The organism is Thalassospira sp. SN3W, assembly GCF_038070535.1.
Taxonomy (GTDB): domain Bacteria; phylum Pseudomonadota; class Alphaproteobacteria; order Rhodospirillales; family Thalassospiraceae; genus Thalassospira; species Thalassospira xiamenensis.
The window spans coordinates 4273048-4291537 of record NZ_CP121124.1 but is presented as its reverse complement, the minus strand read 5'-3'; the positions used below and the strand labels follow the sequence as shown (position 1 = coordinate 4291537).

Sequence of the window (18490 nt, the reverse complement as noted above, 5' to 3'; positions counted from 1 at the left end):
GTAACCAAAGCACCCGATTGGGGTGCAGATAATCTCAGTGAGGAGAATGTTTCCGTCATGACCGCTATTATCGATATCCGCGGCCGCGAAATCCTCGATAGCCGTGGCAACCCGACTGTCGAAGTTGATGTAACTCTGGAAAGTGGCGCCTTTGGTCGTGCAGCCGTTCCGTCGGGTGCATCCACCGGTGCGCATGAAGCCGTCGAGCTGCGTGACAAGGAAGACCGTTATCTTGGCAAGGGCGTGACCAAAGCGGTTGCCGCCGTCAATGGCGAGATTTTCGAAGCCCTGGCCGGTATGGATGCCGAAGACCAGGTCGAGGTCGATGGCATCATGATCGATCTTGACGGGACGCCGAACAAGAGCCGTCTTGGTGCGAACGCCATTCTGGGCGTATCGCTGGCGGTTGCCAAGGCCGCGGCTGAAGAAGCAGGCCTTCCGCTTTATCGTTATGTTGGTGGGGCTTTCGCCCGCACCCTGCCGGTGCCGATGATGAACATCATCAATGGCGGTGAACATGCCGACAACGCGATTGACGTTCAGGAATTCATGGTGATGCCGGTTTCGGCAGAAACCGGATCGGACGCAATCCGCATGGGTGCGGAAATCTTCCATAACCTGAAAAAGGCCCTGTCGGCAGATGGTCTGAGCACTTCTGTTGGTGACGAAGGTGGTTTTGCCCCGAATATCGGGTCGAGCGAAGAAGCCATCAGCTACATCATGAAGTCGATTGAAGCTGCCGGTTATCGCCCGGAAGAAGACGTTGTTCTTGCCCTTGATGCGGCATCGACCGAATTCTACAAAGGTGGCAAATACGTTCTGGCGGGCGAGAACAAGACCCTTGATGCAGACGGCATGGTCAAATACTGGGCCGATCTGGTCAGCAAGTATCCGATTTTCTCGATCGAAGACGGCATGTCTGAAGATGACTGGGACGGTTGGGCGGCATTGACGTCGGAAATCGGCAAAAAGGTTCAGCTGGTCGGGGACGATCTGTTCGTAACCAATCCGAAGCGCCTTGCCGATGGCATCAAGAAGGGCGTTGCCAACTCGATCCTCGTGAAGGTCAACCAGATCGGTTCGCTGACCGAAACGCTTGAGGCCGTCGAAATGGCCCATCGTGCGGGCTATACTGCGGTTATGTCACACCGTTCGGGCGAAACCGAAGATTCGACCATCGCCGATCTTGCGGTTGCCACCAATTGCGGACAGATCAAAACCGGTTCGCTGTCACGTTCCGACCGCCTGGCGAAATACAACCAGTTGATCCGCATCGAAGAGATGCTGGGGGCCGGTGCCTATTATCCGGGGCGTTCGATCCTGAAATAAGGTTCGATTGCAGGACTGAACCTGAAAAACCGTCCCGTCATTCCGGGGCGGTTTTTTGTTGTTCAGGATCAGCTAATTGAGCGTAACTGCCCTGTATTAGCATTGCTGTTTTAAGCTTATTTTTACCCTGTTGTGATTAGCTATGAGAGTATTTTTGCGAGAGTTCTGTCTGCTGCGAGATTTATACCTTTGCGTTCAAAGGGAAATAACGCACGCAGTTTTTCCGTTCCGGTTTCGGAATGGTGTTTTTTCTGTTTTTCGTCTCGTATCCGCAAAGGGCAGGGGTAAATGTCTTCAACGTCACCGGTTATTCGCCGACTAGGTCAGGCTATTGCACCGGTTATTGCATTTACCATTATGGTCTATTTCATCTTCCACAGTGTCGAAGGTAATCGTGGTTTGCTGGCTTATTGGTCGATGCAGGACCGCGTGGCCGATATCGCAAAAGTGCGTGACGAAATCATCGACAAGCGCAAGCATCTCGAGCAGCGCGTGATTGCGATGCGCCCGAAGCATCTTGATCCTGATCTGCTCGATGAACGTGCGCGCGCGATGCTGAATGCCGCGCACCCGGATGATCTGATTATCTTCCATCACAATGGCTATCCGGCCGACGAAACGGTTGCTGCCAGCCAGTAATCGGTCGCGGCAGATTTGTGCTTAGAATCCGGCAGGGTTTTTATGCGCGTGATCAACTTCCAAAATTGAAAATGCGCGCGTCCGGGGCTGTATTTCCCATGATTTTACAGCCCGGGCTGCTTGGCGGGAATTTGACATCCTCTCATACAGCGTTGTTTCAACTGTCTTTTGGTTGATTTGTGACCTGCAATAGTTTGTGATCAGGGCAACGCAACCTTTTGTTTCTTCTGGCAGTTGCGAAATAAACGTGTCGGATCTGTGATATTCTTTTCAGGAAAGCATAGCATTTGTGACCTGATGGAATGAACGGGAATGAAGCCGGTTCCTCAAGTCACTGGAAACGCTTGAATTATGTATATATGCAAAAAAACATGAATTAACCATTATTTGGTTTATTTGTGATTGTGCGTTGCAAAACAACAGTTTACGGGTGGTTAGATTGCTTGCTTCGACACGTAGTTTTGGGTAGTCATTTCGGTGGTCCAGTACCGAATTAAGCGCTCATACATGATGCTTAAGCGACAGCCATCCACCGGGAGGAAACATGGCGACCACAAAACGCAAACGCGCCACGACGCGCGCCGACAATCAGGCGAGCAGTGACGATCTCCTCAAATATTACCGTGAAATGCTGCTGATCCGTCGCTTTGAAGAAAAAGCCGGTCAGCTTTATGGCATGGGGCTTATTGGTGGCTTCTGCCATCTTTACATCGGGCAGGAAGCTGTCGTTGTCGGCATGCAGGCTGCCATTACCGGCGATGATGGTGTGATTACCAGTTACCGCGACCACGGCCATATGCTGGCCTGTGGCATGGACCCAGCAGGGGTCATGGCAGAGCTGACCGGCCGTGAAGGCGGTTATTCGCACGGCAAGGGCGGCTCGATGCACATGTTCTCCAAGGAAAAGAACTTCTATGGCGGGCATGGTATCGTCGGCGGGCAGGTTTCGCTCGGCACCGGTATTGCCTTCAATTACAAATATCGCGGTCAGGACCGTGTCTGCCTGACCTATCTTGGGGACGGTGCCGTCAACCAGGGGCAGGTATACGAATCCTTCAACATGGCAGCGCTCTGGAAGCTTCCGGTGATCTATTGCATCGAGAACAACCAGTATGCCATGGGAACGTCGGCACAGCGCCATTCGGCCAGCCCGGACCTTTACGAGCGCGGTTCTGCCTATGGTATCCCGGGTGAACAGGTTGATGGCATGGACGTTCTGGCGGTCAAGGATGCCGGTGAACGTGCCGTTGCGCATTGCCGCGAAGGCAAAGGGCCCTATATCCTTGAGCTCAAGACCTATCGCTATCGCGGGCATTCCATGTCCGACCCGGCGAAATATCGTACCAAGGACGAGCTCGACAAAATGCGTAAAGAGCACGATCCGATCGATATGGTCAAAAAGCTGCTGATCGATGGCAATATCATCGACGAGGCTGGCCTCAAGGACATCGACAAGGATGTGAAAGCGGAAGTCGCCAAAGCGGCGGAGTTTGCGCAAAACAGCCCGGAACCGGATGTTTCCGAACTGTTCACAGATATTCTGATCGACGCGTGATCGCGACACCCGCGAACCGCTTTTGACCGATATTTCCCGGGAGAGAGGGAACAATGCCGATTGAAGTTTTGATGCCGGCGCTGTCGCCGACCATGACAGAAGGCACTCTTGCCAAATGGACCGTCAAGGAAGGCGACACTGTTGCCTCCGGTGACGTGATTGCAGAAATTGAAACCGACAAGGCCACGATGGAAGTCGAGGCCGTTGACGAAGGGACCATCGGCAAGATCGTGATTGCCGAAGGGACTGAAAACGTCGCGGTGAATGCTGTGATCGCCTATATCCTCGAAGAAGACGAGGATGCTTCTGCCCTTGATAATGTTTCGGCGTCTTCTGCACCGAAAGCCGACGCCGCGCCGGCCGAAGCCAAGGAAGAAGAAAAGGCACCGGCCAGTTCGTCCAATGCAGCACCTGTTGCTGCAAGCGGTGCGATTGAACGCGCCGAACAGGACCCGCGTGCCATGAGCGTCATGAACGCGACCAAGGACGAGAAAACCTATACCTCGTTCAAGACCCAGACCGTTCGTGAAGCCCTGCGCGATGCCATGGCCGAAGAAATGCGGGCCGATGAGAACGTTTATGTCATGGGGGAAGAAGTCGCGCAGTATCAGGGGGCTTATAAAGTCACCCAGGGCCTGCTTGATGAATTCGGTGACAAGCGTGTTGTCGATACCCCGATTACCGAGCATGGCTTTACCGGCCTTGCAACCGGTTCGGCATTCATGGGCCTGAAACCGGTTCTTGAGTTCATGACCTTTAACTTCGCCATGCAGGCGATTGACCAGATCATCAACTCTGCTGCGAAGACCTTGTATATGTCCGGTGGCCAGCTTGGCTGCCCGATCGTGTTCCGTGGCCCGAACGGTGCTGCGTCGCGTGTGGGCGCACAGCATTCGCAGTGCTATGCATCCTGGTATGCACATTGCCCGGGGCTCAAGGTTGTCGCACCTTGGTCGGCGGCCGATGCGAAGGGTCTGCTCAAGGCTGCTATTCGTGATCCGAACCCGATTGTCTTCCTTGAAAACGAAATCCTTTACGGACAAAGCTTCGAAGTGCCGGACGACGAAGATTTCGTTCTTCCGATTGGTCAGGCAAAGATCGAACGCGAAGGGACGGACGTTACCATCGTTGCGTTTTCAATCATGGTCGGCAAGGCGCTGAAAGCGGCAGAACAGCTTGCAGAGCAGGGCATTTCCGCCGAAGTCATCAACCTTCGGACCATCCGTCCGCTTGATGTGAACACCATCGTTCGCTCGGTCATGAAAACCAACCGTCTCGTGACCTGCGAAGAAGGCTGGCACTTTGCCGGTATCGGTGCCGAGATCGCATCGGTCATCATGGAACATGCGTTTGATTACCTTGATGCGCCGGTTGCGCGCGTTACCGGTGAAGATGTTCCGATGCCATATGCTGCCAACCTCGAAGTGCTTGCACTTCCGCAGGAGCAACACATCGTCGATGCGGCCAAGGCCGTTTGCTATCGCTAAGTAAAACGGACAGGGGCAGGGCGCGGCAAACCCGCGCCGCCCCGTTACCGGGAGATTGCGTTCATGCCTGTTAAGATATTGATGCCGGCCCTGTCGCCGACCATGACCGAAGGCACCTTGGCGAAATGGCTTGTCAAGGAAGGCGACACCGTTGAGTCAGGTGACGTCATTGCTGAAATCGAAACCGATAAAGCCACGATGGAAGTTGAAGCCGTCGACGAAGGCAAAATCGGTAAAATCCTTGTTTCCGAAGGCAGTGAAGGCGTTGCCGTGAACGAGGTTATCGCACTTCTTCTGGAAGAAGGCGAAGATGCCAGCGCCCTTGACGGGGCGGATACGTCTTCGGCGTCTGTTGGCGGCGGCGGCGATGCCGAACCAGCAGCCGAGGCACCGAAACAGGAAGCGTCCAAGCCAGAAGCCGCCCAGGCAAAAGGCCTGGCACCTGCGGCACCTGTTTCCGGTGGGGATCGTATCAAGGCAAGCCCATTGGCGCGTCGTATTGCAGCCAATGAAGGCGTTGATCTTGGCAAGGTCGAAGGTTCGGGCCCGCGTGGTCGTGTTGTGAAACGCGATGTCGAAGCCGCGATGTCGTCCAAACCGGCCGATAAAGCTGCTTCTGCTGCTGCTTCTTCGGCTCCTGCTGGCGAGAAACCGGCGGCAGCCCCGCAGGCACCGGCGGCGTCTGGCTGGAACCCGGATCTGACCGGTTTGCCCGAATACGAAGAAATCCCGAACAGCTCGATGCGCAAGGTTATTGCCCGTCGTCTGACCCAGTCCAAACAGCAGGTTCCGCATTTCTACCTGACGGTCGATTGCGAACTCGACAATCTGCTTGCCACCCGCAAGCAGCTTAACGAGAAGGCCGGCGAGGGTGTGAAGGTTTCGGTCAATGATTTCGTCATTCGTGCCGCGTCCATTGCGCTTAAACGCGTACCGGCAGCCAATGCGGTTTGGACCGATGCGGCCATCCTGCAGTGCAAGCAGCAGGATATTTCGGTGGCGGTTGCCATCGAGGGCGGCCTGATCACCCCGGTTATCCGCAATGCGGGTGGCAAGGGGCTTGCCGAAATCTCGACCGAGATGAAGGCACTGGCTGGCAAGGCACGCGAAGGCAAGCTGAAACCAGAAGAATTCCAGGGCGGGACTTTCTCTGTCTCTAACCTTGGCATGTTTGGCATCAAGGAATTCTCTGCCATCATCAACCCGCCGCAGGGCTGCATTCTGGCCGTTGGTGCCGGTGAACAGCGCGCGGTTGTCAAGGACGGTGCCTTGGCTATTGCCACCGTCATGAGCTGCACGCTTTCGGTCGACCATCGTGTGGTCGATGGTGCGGTCGGTGCTGAATTCATGGCTGAATTCAAAAAGCTGATCGAAGATCCGCTGAGCATGTTGCTCTGAGGTTCGGAAATTGCGCGGGGACTTTAAATAGTCCCCGCAAGCATTTGAATTTCAAGACCTGTGACCGGTGACGGGCAGGCGAAGGAGATCTTACGATGGCGGATAACAATTTCGACTTAATCGTTGTTGGCGCGGGCCCTGGTGGCTATGTCACGGCCATTCGTGCCGCACAGCTTGGCCTGAAAACCGCGGTTGTTGAACGCGAACATCTTGGCGGCATCTGCCTGAACTGGGGCTGTATTCCGACCAAGGCGCTGCTGCGTTCGGCAGAAGTCTATCGCAACATGCAGCATGCCAAGTCATTCGGTCTGTCATGCGAAAAGCCTTCCTTTGATCTGGATGCAGTCATTCAGCGTTCGCGCGGTGTTTCCAAGCAGCTTTCGGGTGGTGTTGGCCATCTTCTGAAGAAGAACAAGGTCACCGTGATCAACGGCGAAGCCAAATTCGACGGTCCGAAAAAGATCAAGGTCGAAGGCAAGGATGCCGGTACCTATACCGCAAAGAATTACATTATCGCGACCGGTGCACGGGCGCGGTCCCTGCCGGGGCTGGAAGCCGATGGCAAGGTGGTCTGGGACTATAAAAAGGCGATGACGCCTGATAAGATGCCCAAAAGCCTTGTGGTTGTCGGTTCAGGCGCGATTGGTATCGAATTTGCCAGCTTCTATCACACCATGGGTGCGGAAGTGACGGTGGTCGAAATCATGTCGCAGATCATGCCGGTCGAAGACAAGGAAGTGGCCGCCCTTGCGCAGAAGATGATGACCAAGGACGGGATGAAAATCCTGACAGAAGCCAAGGTCGCAAACCTTAAGCGCAACGCCGACAATGTTGTCGTCACGATTGAAACCAAGGACGGCAAGAAACAGGAATTGACCGTTGATCGCGTGATTTCCGCGGTTGGTGTGATCGGCAATACCGAAAATCTCGGTCTGGAAACCACCAAGGTCAAGGTTGATCGCAACGTCATTGATACGAACGAGTATTCGGCAACGGCAGAACCGGGCATTTATGCCATTGGTGACGTCGCAGGCCCGCCGATGCTGGCGCACAAGGCCGAGCATGAAGGCGTGATCTGCGTTGAAAAGATTGCCGGGGTCAAAGGGGTTCACCCGCTTGATCCGCGCAAGATTCCGGGTTGCACCTATTGCCATCCGCAGGTGGCAAGTGTCGGTCTGACCGAAGCCAAAGCGAAGGAAGCCGGTTACGACGTCAAGGTCGGCAAATTCCCGTTCATCGGGAACGGCAAGGCGGTTGCACTGGGCGAGGCCGAAGGTCTGGTCAAGACGGTGTTTGATGCCAAGACCGGTGAATTGCTTGGTGCGCACATGGTTGGTGCCGAAGTGACCGAGCTGATCCAGGGCTTTGTCGTGGCCATGGGCCTCGAAACGACTGAAGAAGATCTGATGCATACGGTATTCCCGCATCCGACCCTTTCGGAAATGATGCATGAGTCGGTCCTTGACGCCTATGGGCGTGCGATCCACTTCTAGAATATAGCGTTGTACCGGGCAAACATGCCCGGTATGACCGCTTTGGACGATTGTCGGTTTGACAAATGCGTGACGTGGCGGCACATTGCCGCCCGTCCAATCCTTCGGAGGTAACTCTATGTCGACGGCGCGCAACGAAGCACAGGCACTTCGTCACCCGGAAAAGCAGAAACGCCCGGATCGTCCGTCCGGACGCAAACCGGAATGGATTCGTGTCAAGGCGCCAACCTCGAAGGGGTATCAGGAAACGCGCGAACTTGCGCGCGGCCTGAATTTGCATACCGTCTGCGAAGAAGCGGCGTGCCCGAACATTGGTGAATGCTGGCAGAAGAAACACGCATCCTTCATGATCATGGGGGATACCTGCACGCGTGCCTGTTCGTTCTGTAACGTCAAGACCGGCATGCCCGGTGCGCTTGACCCGTTCGAGCCGGAAAACCTTGCGATGGCGGTTGCCGACATGGCGCTTAAACATGTCGTGATCACCTCGGTCGACCGTGATGATCTGGCCGATGGTGGGGCCGCACATTTTGCCCGCGTGATCGAGGCGATCCGCCATAAATCGCCGGAAACCACGATTGAAATTCTGACCCCCGATTTTCGCGATAAGCCAGGTGCCGTTGAAATCGTTGCCCGTGCACGTCCGGACGTTTTCAACCATAACCTTGAAACCGTTCCCAGGCTTTATACCTCGATCCGGCCGGGCGCGCGCTATTACCAGTCGCTGCGCATTCTTGATCGCGTCAAACAGATTGATCCGACGATCTTTACCAAATCGGGCCTGATGGTCGGGTTTGGTGAAGAACGCCATGAACTGGCACAGGTCATGGACGATCTGCGGGTTGCGGATGTCGACTTCCTGACGATTGGCCAGTATTTGCAGCCGACGCTCAAGCACGAACCTGTTAACCGGTTCGTGACGCCGGACGAGTTCAAGGATTACGCCTCGATGGCACGCGGCAAGGGCTTCCTGATGGTGTCGGCAACGCCGCTGACGCGTTCAAGCTATCATGCAGACCGTGATTTCGAGGAACTGCGCAAGGCACGCGAAAGAAAGCTTGCGGCTGCTGACGAAGCCAAAGCCAGAATGCAGGCAACAACAGCGGCGCAGTAAGTGCGCCGCATTTCAAACCGATAAACGCGACGACAAAGGAGATCAGGGTGCCGACGCATGCGGAGCGCAGGAAACTGCCCTATACGCCGGAACAGCTGTTTGACCTCGTCGCGGATATCGATTCCTATTCGGAATTCCTGCCATGGTGTGTGGCATCCCGTGTGCGCAAGCGCGATGGCGATGTTTTGCATGCCGATCTGGTGATCGGTTTCAAAATGTTTCGCGAAAAATACACATCAAAAGTCACGCTACAGCGCCCGGATCGGGTCGATGTCGAATATCTGCAGGGGCCATTCAAGTACCTTAACAATCACTGGGTGTTTGAACCGGCGGAAGACGGTGGAACGTGGCTCGACTTCTTTGTCGATTTCGAATTCCGTTCTGCCCTGTTGCAGAAGATGATCGGGGTCGTGTTCAACGAGGCCGTAAAATTGATGGTTGGTGCATTTGAAACCCGCGCCCATCAGGTTTATGGCGAGCCGGACAAGGCCCTGTCAGATCAGTGAGTGCATGTTGCATTCACGCTGCAGGGGCGATGACGCGCCAACCTGATTAACCGGTTTTGCCAACCATTTCCGAAAGCATGTCATAGGCGTCGATGATGGTTGCCTTGCGTACCGCGTGGCGATCACCGTCATAGACCCGGCGACGGTGCAGGGTAGGCCGACCTTTTCCGGCGCACGCAAGATGGACAAGTCCAACCGGTTTTTCATCTGATCCGCCGCCCGGTCCGGCGATGCCGGTAACCGCGACAGCCAGTGTTGCCAGTGGTGCGCGGATCAGTGCGCCTTCGGCCATTGCGCGCGCGACCGGTTCTGAGACGGCACCACAGGTATCAAGCAATTCCTGCGGTACGCCGATCAGGCCGTGTTTTGCTTCGTTGGAATAAGTCACAAAGCCGCAATCGACAACGGACGAACTGCCATCAACGGCCGTTAGCCCGCCAGCTATAAGCCCGCCGGTACAGGATTCTGCGGTTGCGATCATTTCGCCTTTGGATTTGCATAGGGCAATCAGGTTTTCTGCGCGCGCAAGAATATCCGGTTCGATGTTCATGGGCGGTCAAACTCCTGCAAAGTAGCGGGCGGCGATCAATACAAACATGCCAAATATGCCCGCAAGGATGTCATCAAGCATGATGCCAAAACCGCCGCTGATCCGGCGGTCGATCCAGCGGATCGGCCAGGGTTTCAGAATATCGAAAAACCGGAACATGACAAATGCCGCCGCCAGCCAGCCGAGATCGGCAAGCCCGTTGCCCAGCGGAACGACAAGTATGCAAAGCCATTGCCCTGCAACTTCGTCGATGACGATTTCACCGGGATCGTGAACCCCGATCATCTCGCTGTATTTATGGGAAATCGGAATTCCGACAAGGAACACGATGACAATTCCGGCCAACAGAGCCGGGTATCCCAGCAAAACGGCGATTGCCCAGCCCACTGGAACAGCGGCCAGCGATCCCATCGTGCCAGGTGCCTTGGTGGTTCGTCCGCTGTAAAACCATGTTGCAGCACAGGTCAGCATGAATTGGGATAAACGCATGTTTTGAACGCTGTTGAATTCATCGGGAGATCATTGAGTAACATATTGAAGTGCAAAGCAGATGATTTTTTTACCCTTAAGGATGTGTTAACGTGCTTGCCTGTCTTCGCGCTAACAGGTAGCGTAAAGAAAATAGATATTCAGCCGGGGTCTGAAAAAAAACGGTTGTGCGTCGATTTCGTATCGAACGGGCAATGTTGGGTAAATAGGGGTTAGACACTGAGTATGTCGGCGTTCGAACGTGGCCGTCGCCTGATTGAAAAATGGTTTCCGGACCGGCACATCCTTGTGCGGTCCAATGATTCCGTTTCTCAAGTGCGGATTGGCAAATACGCTCAACTGACATTGGCATCGGTCGGGGTCCTTGCGATCACCTGGACGGTCGGGGTATCTGGTTATTCTTGGTATCTTGATCAACGGCTTACCGCGCGTGAAGAACAGCTGTTTCGCAGCGAGCTTTCCTACAATCAGTTGATCGCACGTGTCACCGAAAGCCAGCGCCGTTTTGGTGAAATCACCTCACAGATGGAAGATACCCACCGTAATCTTCTGTCGATGGCTGAAAAGAATTTGATGCTGCAGGCCCGGGTTCAGGATTACACCTCGAAACTGGCGGTCAGTGAAAAGGAAAAAGTCCAGATTTCCGCCTTGCGGACATCCATGGATAATCAGATGAACGCGCTTCAGACCCAGATTGACGGTATTACCAACCGCAATCTTGCCTTGCGCGACGAACTGGAAACTGTCGAAACCGTCATGTCGCGGGTTATGCGTGAACGTGATCAGGCAATGCAGCGTTCGAAAAAACTGCAATCGGAACTTGGTGAAGCACGTCAGCGGATTGCCGATCTGCATACCATCCAGAAGCAGGCGATGCAGCGCGTGGCGGAAACCGCCGACAGCACCATTCTGGAGCTGGAATCGGTGCTGGAAATGACCGGTCTTACGATGGACGAGGTTATTACGCCGCCCATGAAGCCGCAGGCGTCTGGAAGCGGCGAAGTTGCCGGTGGTGTGGGGGGACCGTTTGTGGCGTTCGAGCCCGAGAACCCCGAGGACGAACAGTTTGTAAATGTGGCACTTGCCGTTGGTGATCGTATGGATCAGCTGGTAAGTTTGCATGAAAGAATAAAAAGAACCCCGTTGGGGGAGCCTGCGGATTCCTATTACCTGTCCAGTTCTTTCGGGAAGCGCAAGGATCCTATCAACGGCAAGTGGGCTTTTCATTCCGGCGTTGATCTTGCCGGGCCCATGAAAACACCAATCTATGCGACGGCCCCCGGAAAGGTGGTGTTCGCCGGATGGAGCGGAAAATACGGGAAGATGGTTGAAATTGACCATGGTAACGGCCTTCGAACCCGTTTCGGACATCTATACAAGGTCCTCGTCAAGAAGGGCGACGAAGTGAATTTAAAGGGCAAAATCGCATTGATGGGAAGTACCGGCCGTAGTACCGGCAGCCACGTGCACTATGAAGTTCTGGTTCACGACAAGCAGGTAGACCCCATCAAGTTTATTGAGGCGGGACATTATGTTTTCAAAAACGAGCAAGAGACAGCAGACAACGACTAATTCCCATAATTCGGCGACCGAAAAAAGAGGCGGTCTGTCGATTATCAATTCAGATCTTCGGGTTACCGGTGATCTGATCTCTGAGTCAGATGTTCAGGTGGACGGTTTTGTGAATGGCGACATTCGCACGCGTACCCTGACAATTGGTCAGAACGGCGAAGTCCGCGGCGAGATTGTCGCCGAAAAGGTTCGCATTTGTGGTTCTGTCACCGGTCAGGTTCGCGCCCGGGACGTTTCACTGGCGGAAACGGCCCGTATGCTGGGCGATATCCTTCATGAAAGCCTGTCGATCGAACCGGGTGCCCATATCGAAGGCCATTGCCGTCGCATTGAAGGTGCCGTCGAAGAGGGCGGTCTTACCGTCATTCAGGCCGGTCAGATCGTTGCCGCGAACGTGAAGAAAGAACACAAACAATAAAAGGTTTGTGTTGGCAATCTTTCCCGCAGGCCAGCAAAGAATATAAAACCCGGAAAAGCGGCAAATCGCTTTTCCGGGTTTTCTTTATTCGGTCTGATCGGGATTTGCGTGCTTCGCGGGCCTGGATTTCAGGCTTTTTCCGGCTGCGCGACCAGCGGCAGCAGCTCGTCCAGACCTTTTAAAACCACGTCTGCGCTATGAGACAGGCGTTCTGTTGGCTGCTGTGTCCGGTTGATCCAGGCCGTGCGGAACCCGAAATGCCCGGCACCGGCAATATCCCATCCGTTAGACGACTGGAATGATATTTCGGCGGGCGTCAATTCGAGCTGGTCGACCGCAAGCTGATAGACATCGGGGTGCGGTTTATACGTTTTGATATCATCCACACAGATGATCTGGTCAAACAGTGATAGAATCCCGGATGCCTTTGCTGCTGAAATCAGCATATGTTTGGCGCCGTTCGACAGGATCGCCAGCCTGTGCCCTTGGGATTTAAGTGTTTTCAGGGTTTCAACAACTTCGGGGAAAGTATCAAGCGACAGATAGGTTTCCATGAGTTTTGCGCGAAGGGCGGGGTCTTTTTTTCCGGTTGCTGCCATGGCGTAATCAAGAGCGTCACCGGTGACATTCCAGAAATCAGTGAAGTCGCCCATCAGACTGCGCAGCCACGTATATTCAAGCTGCTTTTGGCGCCAGATACTTGAAAGCCGGTCTGCTTCATCCCCGATGGTTTCCTTGAACCGGTCAACGGCCGATCCAACGTCGAACAGGGTACCATAGGCATCGAAAACGAATGCGCGGCAGGAAGTAAGTGCATTTTCTGACATTTGCTCTGGCCTCATCTGTCGGACTTGGTTTGATCGAATATGGTGTTCGCTTTGGCAAACCGCAAACGGTTCAACTGTCTCTAACGGATCGCTGTTGGTGGATCAAATCACTGGGAATTTGAGGGTGTTTCATCCTGCTGACCCATTGCGATTTCGTCGCGTGCGAAGCGTCGGCGATAGACATAGGTGCCTTCCATAACCCGCTGGACGTAATTGCGTGTCTCGCTATAGGGGATCATTTCGATCCAGTCGACCGGGTCAACATCGGCGTCTCGTGGATCACCATATTCTGCAATCCACTGTCTTACGCGGCTTGGACCGGCGTTATAGCTGGCGATGGTCAGTATTTCTTCACCATCCCAGCGATCCAGAAGTTTCGAAAGATATTCGCGCCCCAGCGAGATATTGAAGCCCGGATCGGCCGTCAGACGCGCGGTTTCGTATTCAAGATCAAGGTCCTTGGCCATGCGTTCGGCGGTTGCTGGCATCAACTGCATCAGGCCGCGTGCACCGGCCGACGAAACGGCTTCGGGGTTAAACAGGCTTTCCTGACGCATGATTGCGTGGACCAGTGCGGGGTCGGGATTGTGACCAAGCGGTACCTGTTCATGAATGGGATAGGCGGCATCCAGATATCCGCTACCGGTCCGGATGCTGCGTTTGGCGGCAATGATTGCAAGGTCGGCACGGCCATATTCGCGCGCAAGATCGGTTGCCATGGCGAGATATTCCGGCTCGTCATGAGCATAAACAAGCGCCATGACAAACGGACGAATGATGTTGCCAAGGCCCATCTCGCCAAGTTTGCGGGTAACCTGTGTCAGTTCCTGCGATTCGAAATCGGCGCGTTGCTGTTCCGTCGGGACGGGTTGTTCAACAGAGTAGGTGGGCTTGGCACCCAGTGCATCAATGGCAAGCTGGCCATAGAAGGTATGGGCATGATCGGCTGCCAGCCTGTACCATTCGCGCGCCTTTTCCTTGTCCCCAATCGCATCGTTGGCCCGGCCGGCCCAATAGGCCCCGCGTGCACGGCTGATCGGGTATTGCACGACGTCATACTGGTTTTGGAAATGGGTCAGCGCGATGCGGGCATCGCCCAGGAATTCAAGGGCGATCCATCCGGCAAACCATTCTGCCTCGGCGATATCGCCTGCATCACTTTGGCCATGATTGGCAACCAGACGATAGGCATCGGTAATATGCCCCTTCTGAAGGGCGCGGCGCGCAAGAATCGCCTTTTCAATCCACCAGTATTGCGGCCGGATTGAAATATAGGCGAGATCATTGGCCTGCGAGAGAAGCAGGTCACGTGCTTCCTGATCGCGGTCCTTTATCCGGCGCCAGCGAACGCGTTCATAGATAAGGCCCGGATCGTTCTGGTATTTTTTGGGGACACGGTTGATTGCGCCGTCAACACCGGGGTCGAGCGACCGCAAGGCTGCGCGTGCCTTGGCCAGCAAAAGATAATCGTTGCTGACATATTTTTCAGTGCGGCTTGCCGGTCCAAGACGACCTTCCCACAGAAGGCGGTCAAGGCGCTGTTGATGGGTTTCCTGATCGATATATTTACCGTATCGATCCAGAAAACGCTTCTCCTGACCGGTGCCGAAGTTTTCATTCACCCAGCTGTTGCGTATGAGGGTGGTTGCGGCTTCGATTTCGCCGGTCACCAGAAGCGCCTTTATCTGGCGGGTGGCACCGTCTGCCGTAACCGGTGCGGACCGCTTGAACCATGCCAGAACGACATCGTCAGGAACGGCATCAGTCATGGCTTCTTCGGCGCGCTGACGCAGCAGTGACTGACTGGGCCATTTCGGATTGGCATCAATGAAATTTGTGATTTCTTCGAAACTGCGACCGGAATTCGGGCTGATCAGCCACATCCACTCGCTGGCTTTCTGAAGCAGCGGGTCGTCAAAGTTGGGAAGAAGTTTTTCGAATGTTTTTGTGCGGCCGTCTTCCAGCGCATCAAGAAAAACATTCAGCCGCGCACGGCTAACCGACGAAAACGCCGGTGATGGCGGCAGTTCGGTCAGGATATTTTTATCCTGACTTGCGGCCAATGCCTTATCGCCAATCGGCGTCAGCAAAGTGAACATACCGAGTGCCAATGCGCAGATCGAAACACCGCGGAAAGACGCATGCGCCATTTAAAATTCCCCTTTTGCCTTACGGCAGGTAATGCGCTCCAGACAACCTTATTATGGCAGTGAAACAGCCAATTGCCAATCGGTCGTAAGACGAAAGAGTAACCTTGATCAAACAAGGCGCGCTTTAATGTATACAGACGCTTGCCGGATGCCTTAACAGCCGCTATTTTCGCGTCGCTTTCAATCCACGATAAGATTTGGAGATATCGATGTTTAAGGGTTCGATTACCGCTTTGATTACACCGTTCACACAGGATGGTGCAATCGATGAGAAAGCGTTCCAGTCGTTTGTGGATTGGCAACTTAAACAGGGCACGACCGGTGTTGTGCCGGTCGGAACCACGGGTGAATCGCCGACTTTGAGCCATGCGGAACACCACCGCGTTGTCGAACTGGCACTTGAAGTTGCCAAGGGTCGCGGCCCGGTTATCGCCGGAACCGGTTCAAATTCGACCGCCGAAGCGATTTCGCTGACCCGTCATGCCCAGAATGCCGGTGCGGATGCGGCACTTGTTGTAACACCGTATTACAATAAACCCGGTCAGCGTGGCCTGTATGCGCATTACAAGGCTATTCATGACGCGACCGATATTCCGATCGTGATCTACAACATTCCGGGCCGGTCGGTCGTGGACATGTCGGTTGATACGATGGCACAGCTTTCGAAACTGCCGCGTATCGTCGGTGTGAAGGACGCGACCAGCGATCTGGAACGTCCGGCATTGACGCGTTTGGCGGCAGGGGCGGATTTCTGCCAGTTGTCGGGCGAAGACGGCACCATTGTTCCGTTCCTGGCGCAGGGCGGGCATGGCTGCATTTCGGTCACGTCCAACATCGCGCCGAAGCTTTGCGCGGAATTGCACGCTGCATGGGCGGCCGGGAACATTGCCAAGGTTCAGGAGTTGAATTATCGACTTCTGCCGGTTCACAAGGCGATGTTCTGCGAAACCAGCCCGGGACCGGTCAAATATGCAGCCGAGCTTCTTGGCCTTTGCGGCAGCCACATGCGTCTGCCGATGGTCGAGATTACCGAAGAATCCAAGCAGCGCGTTGAATCCGCGCTGCGCACTGCCGGAATTTTGTCCTAAGGGATTAATTTCGGCCTACAAGTTGTTGTAATGGCACCGAAAAAAGAAGACAGCAATAATAAGGTCGTCGCGCAAAACAGGCGGGCCCGGTTTGATTTTTTCCTGACGGAAACTTTTGAAGCCGGGGTCGCCCTGCGCGGGACCGAGGTCAAGTCGCTTCGTGACGGCAAGGGGAACATTCAGGAATCCTATGCCGAAGAAAAGAACGGCGAGATCTGGCTGATTAATGCCTATATTCCAGAATATCAAAGCAAGATGCCGTTCGGCCATGAAGAACGCCGTCCGCGCAAACTGCTTCTGCATAAACGCGAAATCACGAAAATGAGCGACGCCCTGAACAAAAAGGGGTTCACCCTTGTTCCGGTGAAGCTTTATTTCAATGATCGCGGCATCGCCAAGCTTGAACTGGCGATAGCGGAAGGCAAGAAAAAGGCTGATAAGCGCGAGGCGGTCAAGGAACGTGACTGGCAGCGTGACAAGGCCCGGATCATGCGGGATTTCGGATAATAGTCCTGCCTCGCAAGCATGTGTATTGCTTGCCAATGGCGATAGAATGCATAAATGGCGCAGACATGGTGAACATGACTGCGCCATTTTTCGTATGATGTGGTCAGGGAGGATGATGAATGGCTGATGGTTTCAGTGGCAAGATCAAGGAAAAGCTGATCGAAGCGAAACAGAAATGGGCAGAAAACGGCCGTCTTTTGACGGGGCAGGCCGATCATGCACATGAAAATCGCCTGCCACCCGGCCAGCGCGAGGTCAAGGACTGGCCGGTGCTTGATCTTGGCATTACGCCGCATGTCGGAACGGATGACTTTCGCCTGACGATTGATGGTGCGGTTGAAAACCCCGTCACGCTTGATTTCGGACAATTGCTTGATCTGCCGCCCTTTATGGCCAAAAACGATATTCATTGCGTGACCAGCTGGTCGCGCTACGACAATCACTGGCAGGGTGTGTCAGCCTTATCGCTTGCCGATCTGGTAAAGCCGACATCAGATGCCCGCCACGTGCTTTTCACCGCCCATGACGGCTATACGACCAATGTTCGGATTGATCAGTTTATCGATGATGACGTGTTGCTGGCCCATCATTGGGAAGACGCACCACTGACCGAGGAACATGGCGGCCCGGTTCGGGTGATCATCCCCAAGCTGTATTTCTGGAAAAGTGCAAAATGGGTGAAGCAGATAACATTTTCCAAAACCGACAAACCCGGATTTTGGGAAGTACGTGGCTATCACAATAATGCCGATCCATGGACGGAAGAGCGATATGGCTAGGAAAACCAGAACTTTCGGAAACGGAATGCGGAATCTGTTGAATACCGGTTTGTGCGGCTTCATTTGCCTGATGATTGGAAATTCTGCCATGGCCAGCGATAAAGCGACCAACGCCTATGATTTTTCATTCCCGTCGATTGACGGGGGCGAAATCGACCTTGCGGATTATCGCGGCAAGGCGGTTCTGGTCGTCAATACGGCGTCGATGTGTGGTTACACCCCGCAATATACCGGGCTTCAGGCGCTATGGTCGGACTATCGGGCCGACGGACTGGTTGTTCTGGGGGTTCCTTCGGGCGATTTCGGCGGGCAGGAATACGCCGATGACAGCGAAATCAAGGATTTCTGTACCGTCAATTTTGATGTCGATTTCCCGATGACCACCAAACAGTCGGTTCGCGGAGAAGATGCGCATCCGTTCTTTAAATGGGCGGAGGCCGAACTTGGCAGCGATCAGGCCCCGAAATGGAATTTCCACAAATATCTGGTCGATCCGAACGGCAATCTGGTTGCCAGTTTTGCCACCCGGATCAAGCCGGAAGATGATGTGGTTGTGAGTGCAATCAAGGAAGCACTGTCAGGGTCTTGA

The 18490-nt window shown here is 54.4% G+C and carries 18 protein-coding genes; 14 read left to right on the top strand and 4 right to left on the bottom strand.

The features are described 5' to 3' along the window. Nucleotides 1-57 precede the first annotated feature (57 nt). The 8 genes from eno (at nucleotide 58) to P8T57_RS19740 (ending at nucleotide 9521) form a co-directional block, all read left to right on the top strand. On the top strand, nucleotides 58-1329 hold the full coding sequence (gene eno, locus P8T57_RS19775) for a phosphopyruvate hydratase (protein ID WP_007089466.1): 1272 nt from the start codon (nucleotides 58-60) through the stop codon (nucleotides 1327-1329). Between the two features lie 288 nt (nucleotides 1330-1617). Further along, complete coding sequence (locus P8T57_RS19770) at nucleotides 1618-1968, top strand: septum formation initiator family protein (protein WP_051682326.1); 351 nt, start codon at nucleotides 1618-1620, stop codon at nucleotides 1966-1968. A gap of 544 nt (nucleotides 1969-2512) precedes the next feature. After that, nucleotides 2513-3523: a pyruvate dehydrogenase (acetyl-transferring) E1 component subunit alpha gene (pdhA, locus tag P8T57_RS19765; protein ID WP_007089468.1), complete on the top strand. Its 1011-nt coding sequence runs from the start codon at nucleotides 2513-2515 to the stop codon at nucleotides 3521-3523. 53 nt (nucleotides 3524-3576) lie between these two features. Continuing rightward, nucleotides 3577-5010 carry a pyruvate dehydrogenase complex E1 component subunit beta gene (locus tag P8T57_RS19760; protein WP_037991262.1) on the top strand — a complete coding sequence of 478 codons (1434 nt, stop codon included), beginning with the start codon at nucleotides 3577-3579 and terminating at the stop codon, nucleotides 5008-5010. Between the two features lie 63 nt (nucleotides 5011-5073). Then, nucleotides 5074-6408 (top strand): pyruvate dehydrogenase complex dihydrolipoamide acetyltransferase, encoded by a 1335-nt coding sequence (locus P8T57_RS19755; protein WP_341364078.1) that lies wholly within the window; start codon nucleotides 5074-5076, stop codon nucleotides 6406-6408. 95 nt (nucleotides 6409-6503) lie between these two features. After that, on the top strand, nucleotides 6504-7901 hold the full coding sequence (gene lpdA, locus P8T57_RS19750) for a dihydrolipoyl dehydrogenase (RefSeq protein ID WP_037991253.1): 1398 nt from the start codon (nucleotides 6504-6506) through the stop codon (nucleotides 7899-7901). Between the two features lie 118 nt (nucleotides 7902-8019). Next, nucleotides 8020-9015 (top strand): lipoyl synthase, encoded by a 996-nt coding sequence (lipA, locus tag P8T57_RS19745; protein WP_007089472.1) that lies wholly within the window; start codon nucleotides 8020-8022, stop codon nucleotides 9013-9015. 47 nt (nucleotides 9016-9062) lie between these two features. After that, nucleotides 9063-9521, top strand: a complete 459-nt coding sequence (locus P8T57_RS19740) for a type II toxin-antitoxin system RatA family toxin (RefSeq protein WP_037991250.1) — start codon at nucleotides 9063-9065, stop codon at nucleotides 9519-9521. 46 nt (nucleotides 9522-9567) lie between these two features. Here P8T57_RS19740 and P8T57_RS19735 read toward each other — a convergent pair whose 3' ends face one another. Both P8T57_RS19735 and P8T57_RS19730 read right to left on the bottom strand, forming a co-directional pair. Next, nucleotides 9568-10071 carry a CinA family protein gene (locus P8T57_RS19735; RefSeq protein ID WP_341364077.1) on the bottom strand — a complete coding sequence of 168 codons (504 nt, stop codon included), beginning with the start codon at nucleotides 10069-10071 and terminating at the stop codon, nucleotides 9568-9570. Nucleotides 10072-10077: 6 nt separating this feature from the next. Continuing rightward, on the bottom strand, nucleotides 10078-10560 hold the full coding sequence (locus tag P8T57_RS19730) for a phosphatidylglycerophosphatase A (RefSeq protein WP_007089475.1): 483 nt from the start codon (nucleotides 10558-10560) through the stop codon (nucleotides 10078-10080). A gap of 225 nt (nucleotides 10561-10785) precedes the next feature. Here P8T57_RS19730 and P8T57_RS19725 point away from each other — a divergent pair, with 225 nt between their 5' ends. Both P8T57_RS19725 and P8T57_RS19720 read left to right on the top strand, forming a co-directional pair. Next, on the top strand, nucleotides 10786-12132 hold the full coding sequence (locus P8T57_RS19725; RefSeq protein ID WP_341364076.1) for a peptidoglycan DD-metalloendopeptidase family protein: 1347 nt from the start codon (nucleotides 10786-10788) through the stop codon (nucleotides 12130-12132). Next, nucleotides 12092-12550 carry a polymer-forming cytoskeletal protein gene (locus tag P8T57_RS19720; RefSeq protein ID WP_007089477.1) on the top strand — a complete coding sequence of 153 codons (459 nt, stop codon included), beginning with the start codon at nucleotides 12092-12094 and terminating at the stop codon, nucleotides 12548-12550. Before P8T57_RS19725 ends, P8T57_RS19720 begins: the two co-directional genes overlap by 41 nt. A gap of 128 nt (nucleotides 12551-12678) precedes the next feature. On the opposite strand, the gene P8T57_RS19715 is transcribed toward P8T57_RS19720, so the two are convergent. Both P8T57_RS19715 and P8T57_RS19710 read right to left on the bottom strand, forming a co-directional pair. Beyond that, entirely contained in the window at nucleotides 12679-13377 is a 699-nt protein-coding gene (locus P8T57_RS19715) for a haloacid dehalogenase type II (RefSeq protein WP_037991247.1), read from the bottom strand. Nucleotides 13378-13484: 107 nt separating this feature from the next. Then, nucleotides 13485-15527, bottom strand: a complete 2043-nt coding sequence (locus P8T57_RS19710; protein ID WP_341364075.1) for a lytic transglycosylase domain-containing protein — start codon at nucleotides 15525-15527, stop codon at nucleotides 13485-13487. A 209-nt stretch (nucleotides 15528-15736) separates the two neighbouring features. Between P8T57_RS19710 and dapA the strand changes: the two genes are divergently transcribed. The 4 genes from dapA (at nucleotide 15737) to P8T57_RS19690 (ending at nucleotide 18490) form a co-directional block, all read left to right on the top strand. Further along, entirely contained in the window at nucleotides 15737-16615 is an 879-nt protein-coding gene (gene dapA / locus P8T57_RS19705) for a 4-hydroxy-tetrahydrodipicolinate synthase (protein ID WP_007089480.1), read from the top strand. Between the two features lie 30 nt (nucleotides 16616-16645). Next, entirely contained in the window at nucleotides 16646-17122 is a 477-nt protein-coding gene (smpB, locus tag P8T57_RS19700) for an SsrA-binding protein SmpB (protein ID WP_007089481.1), read from the top strand. A 119-nt stretch (nucleotides 17123-17241) separates the two neighbouring features. After that, nucleotides 17242-17901 (top strand): sulfite oxidase-like oxidoreductase, encoded by a 660-nt coding sequence (locus P8T57_RS19695; RefSeq protein WP_063091942.1) that lies wholly within the window; start codon nucleotides 17242-17244, stop codon nucleotides 17899-17901. 88 nt (nucleotides 17902-17989) lie between these two features. Next, nucleotides 17990-18490 carry a glutathione peroxidase gene (locus P8T57_RS19690; protein ID WP_139328143.1) on the top strand — a complete coding sequence of 167 codons (501 nt, stop codon included), beginning with the start codon at nucleotides 17990-17992 and terminating at the stop codon, nucleotides 18488-18490.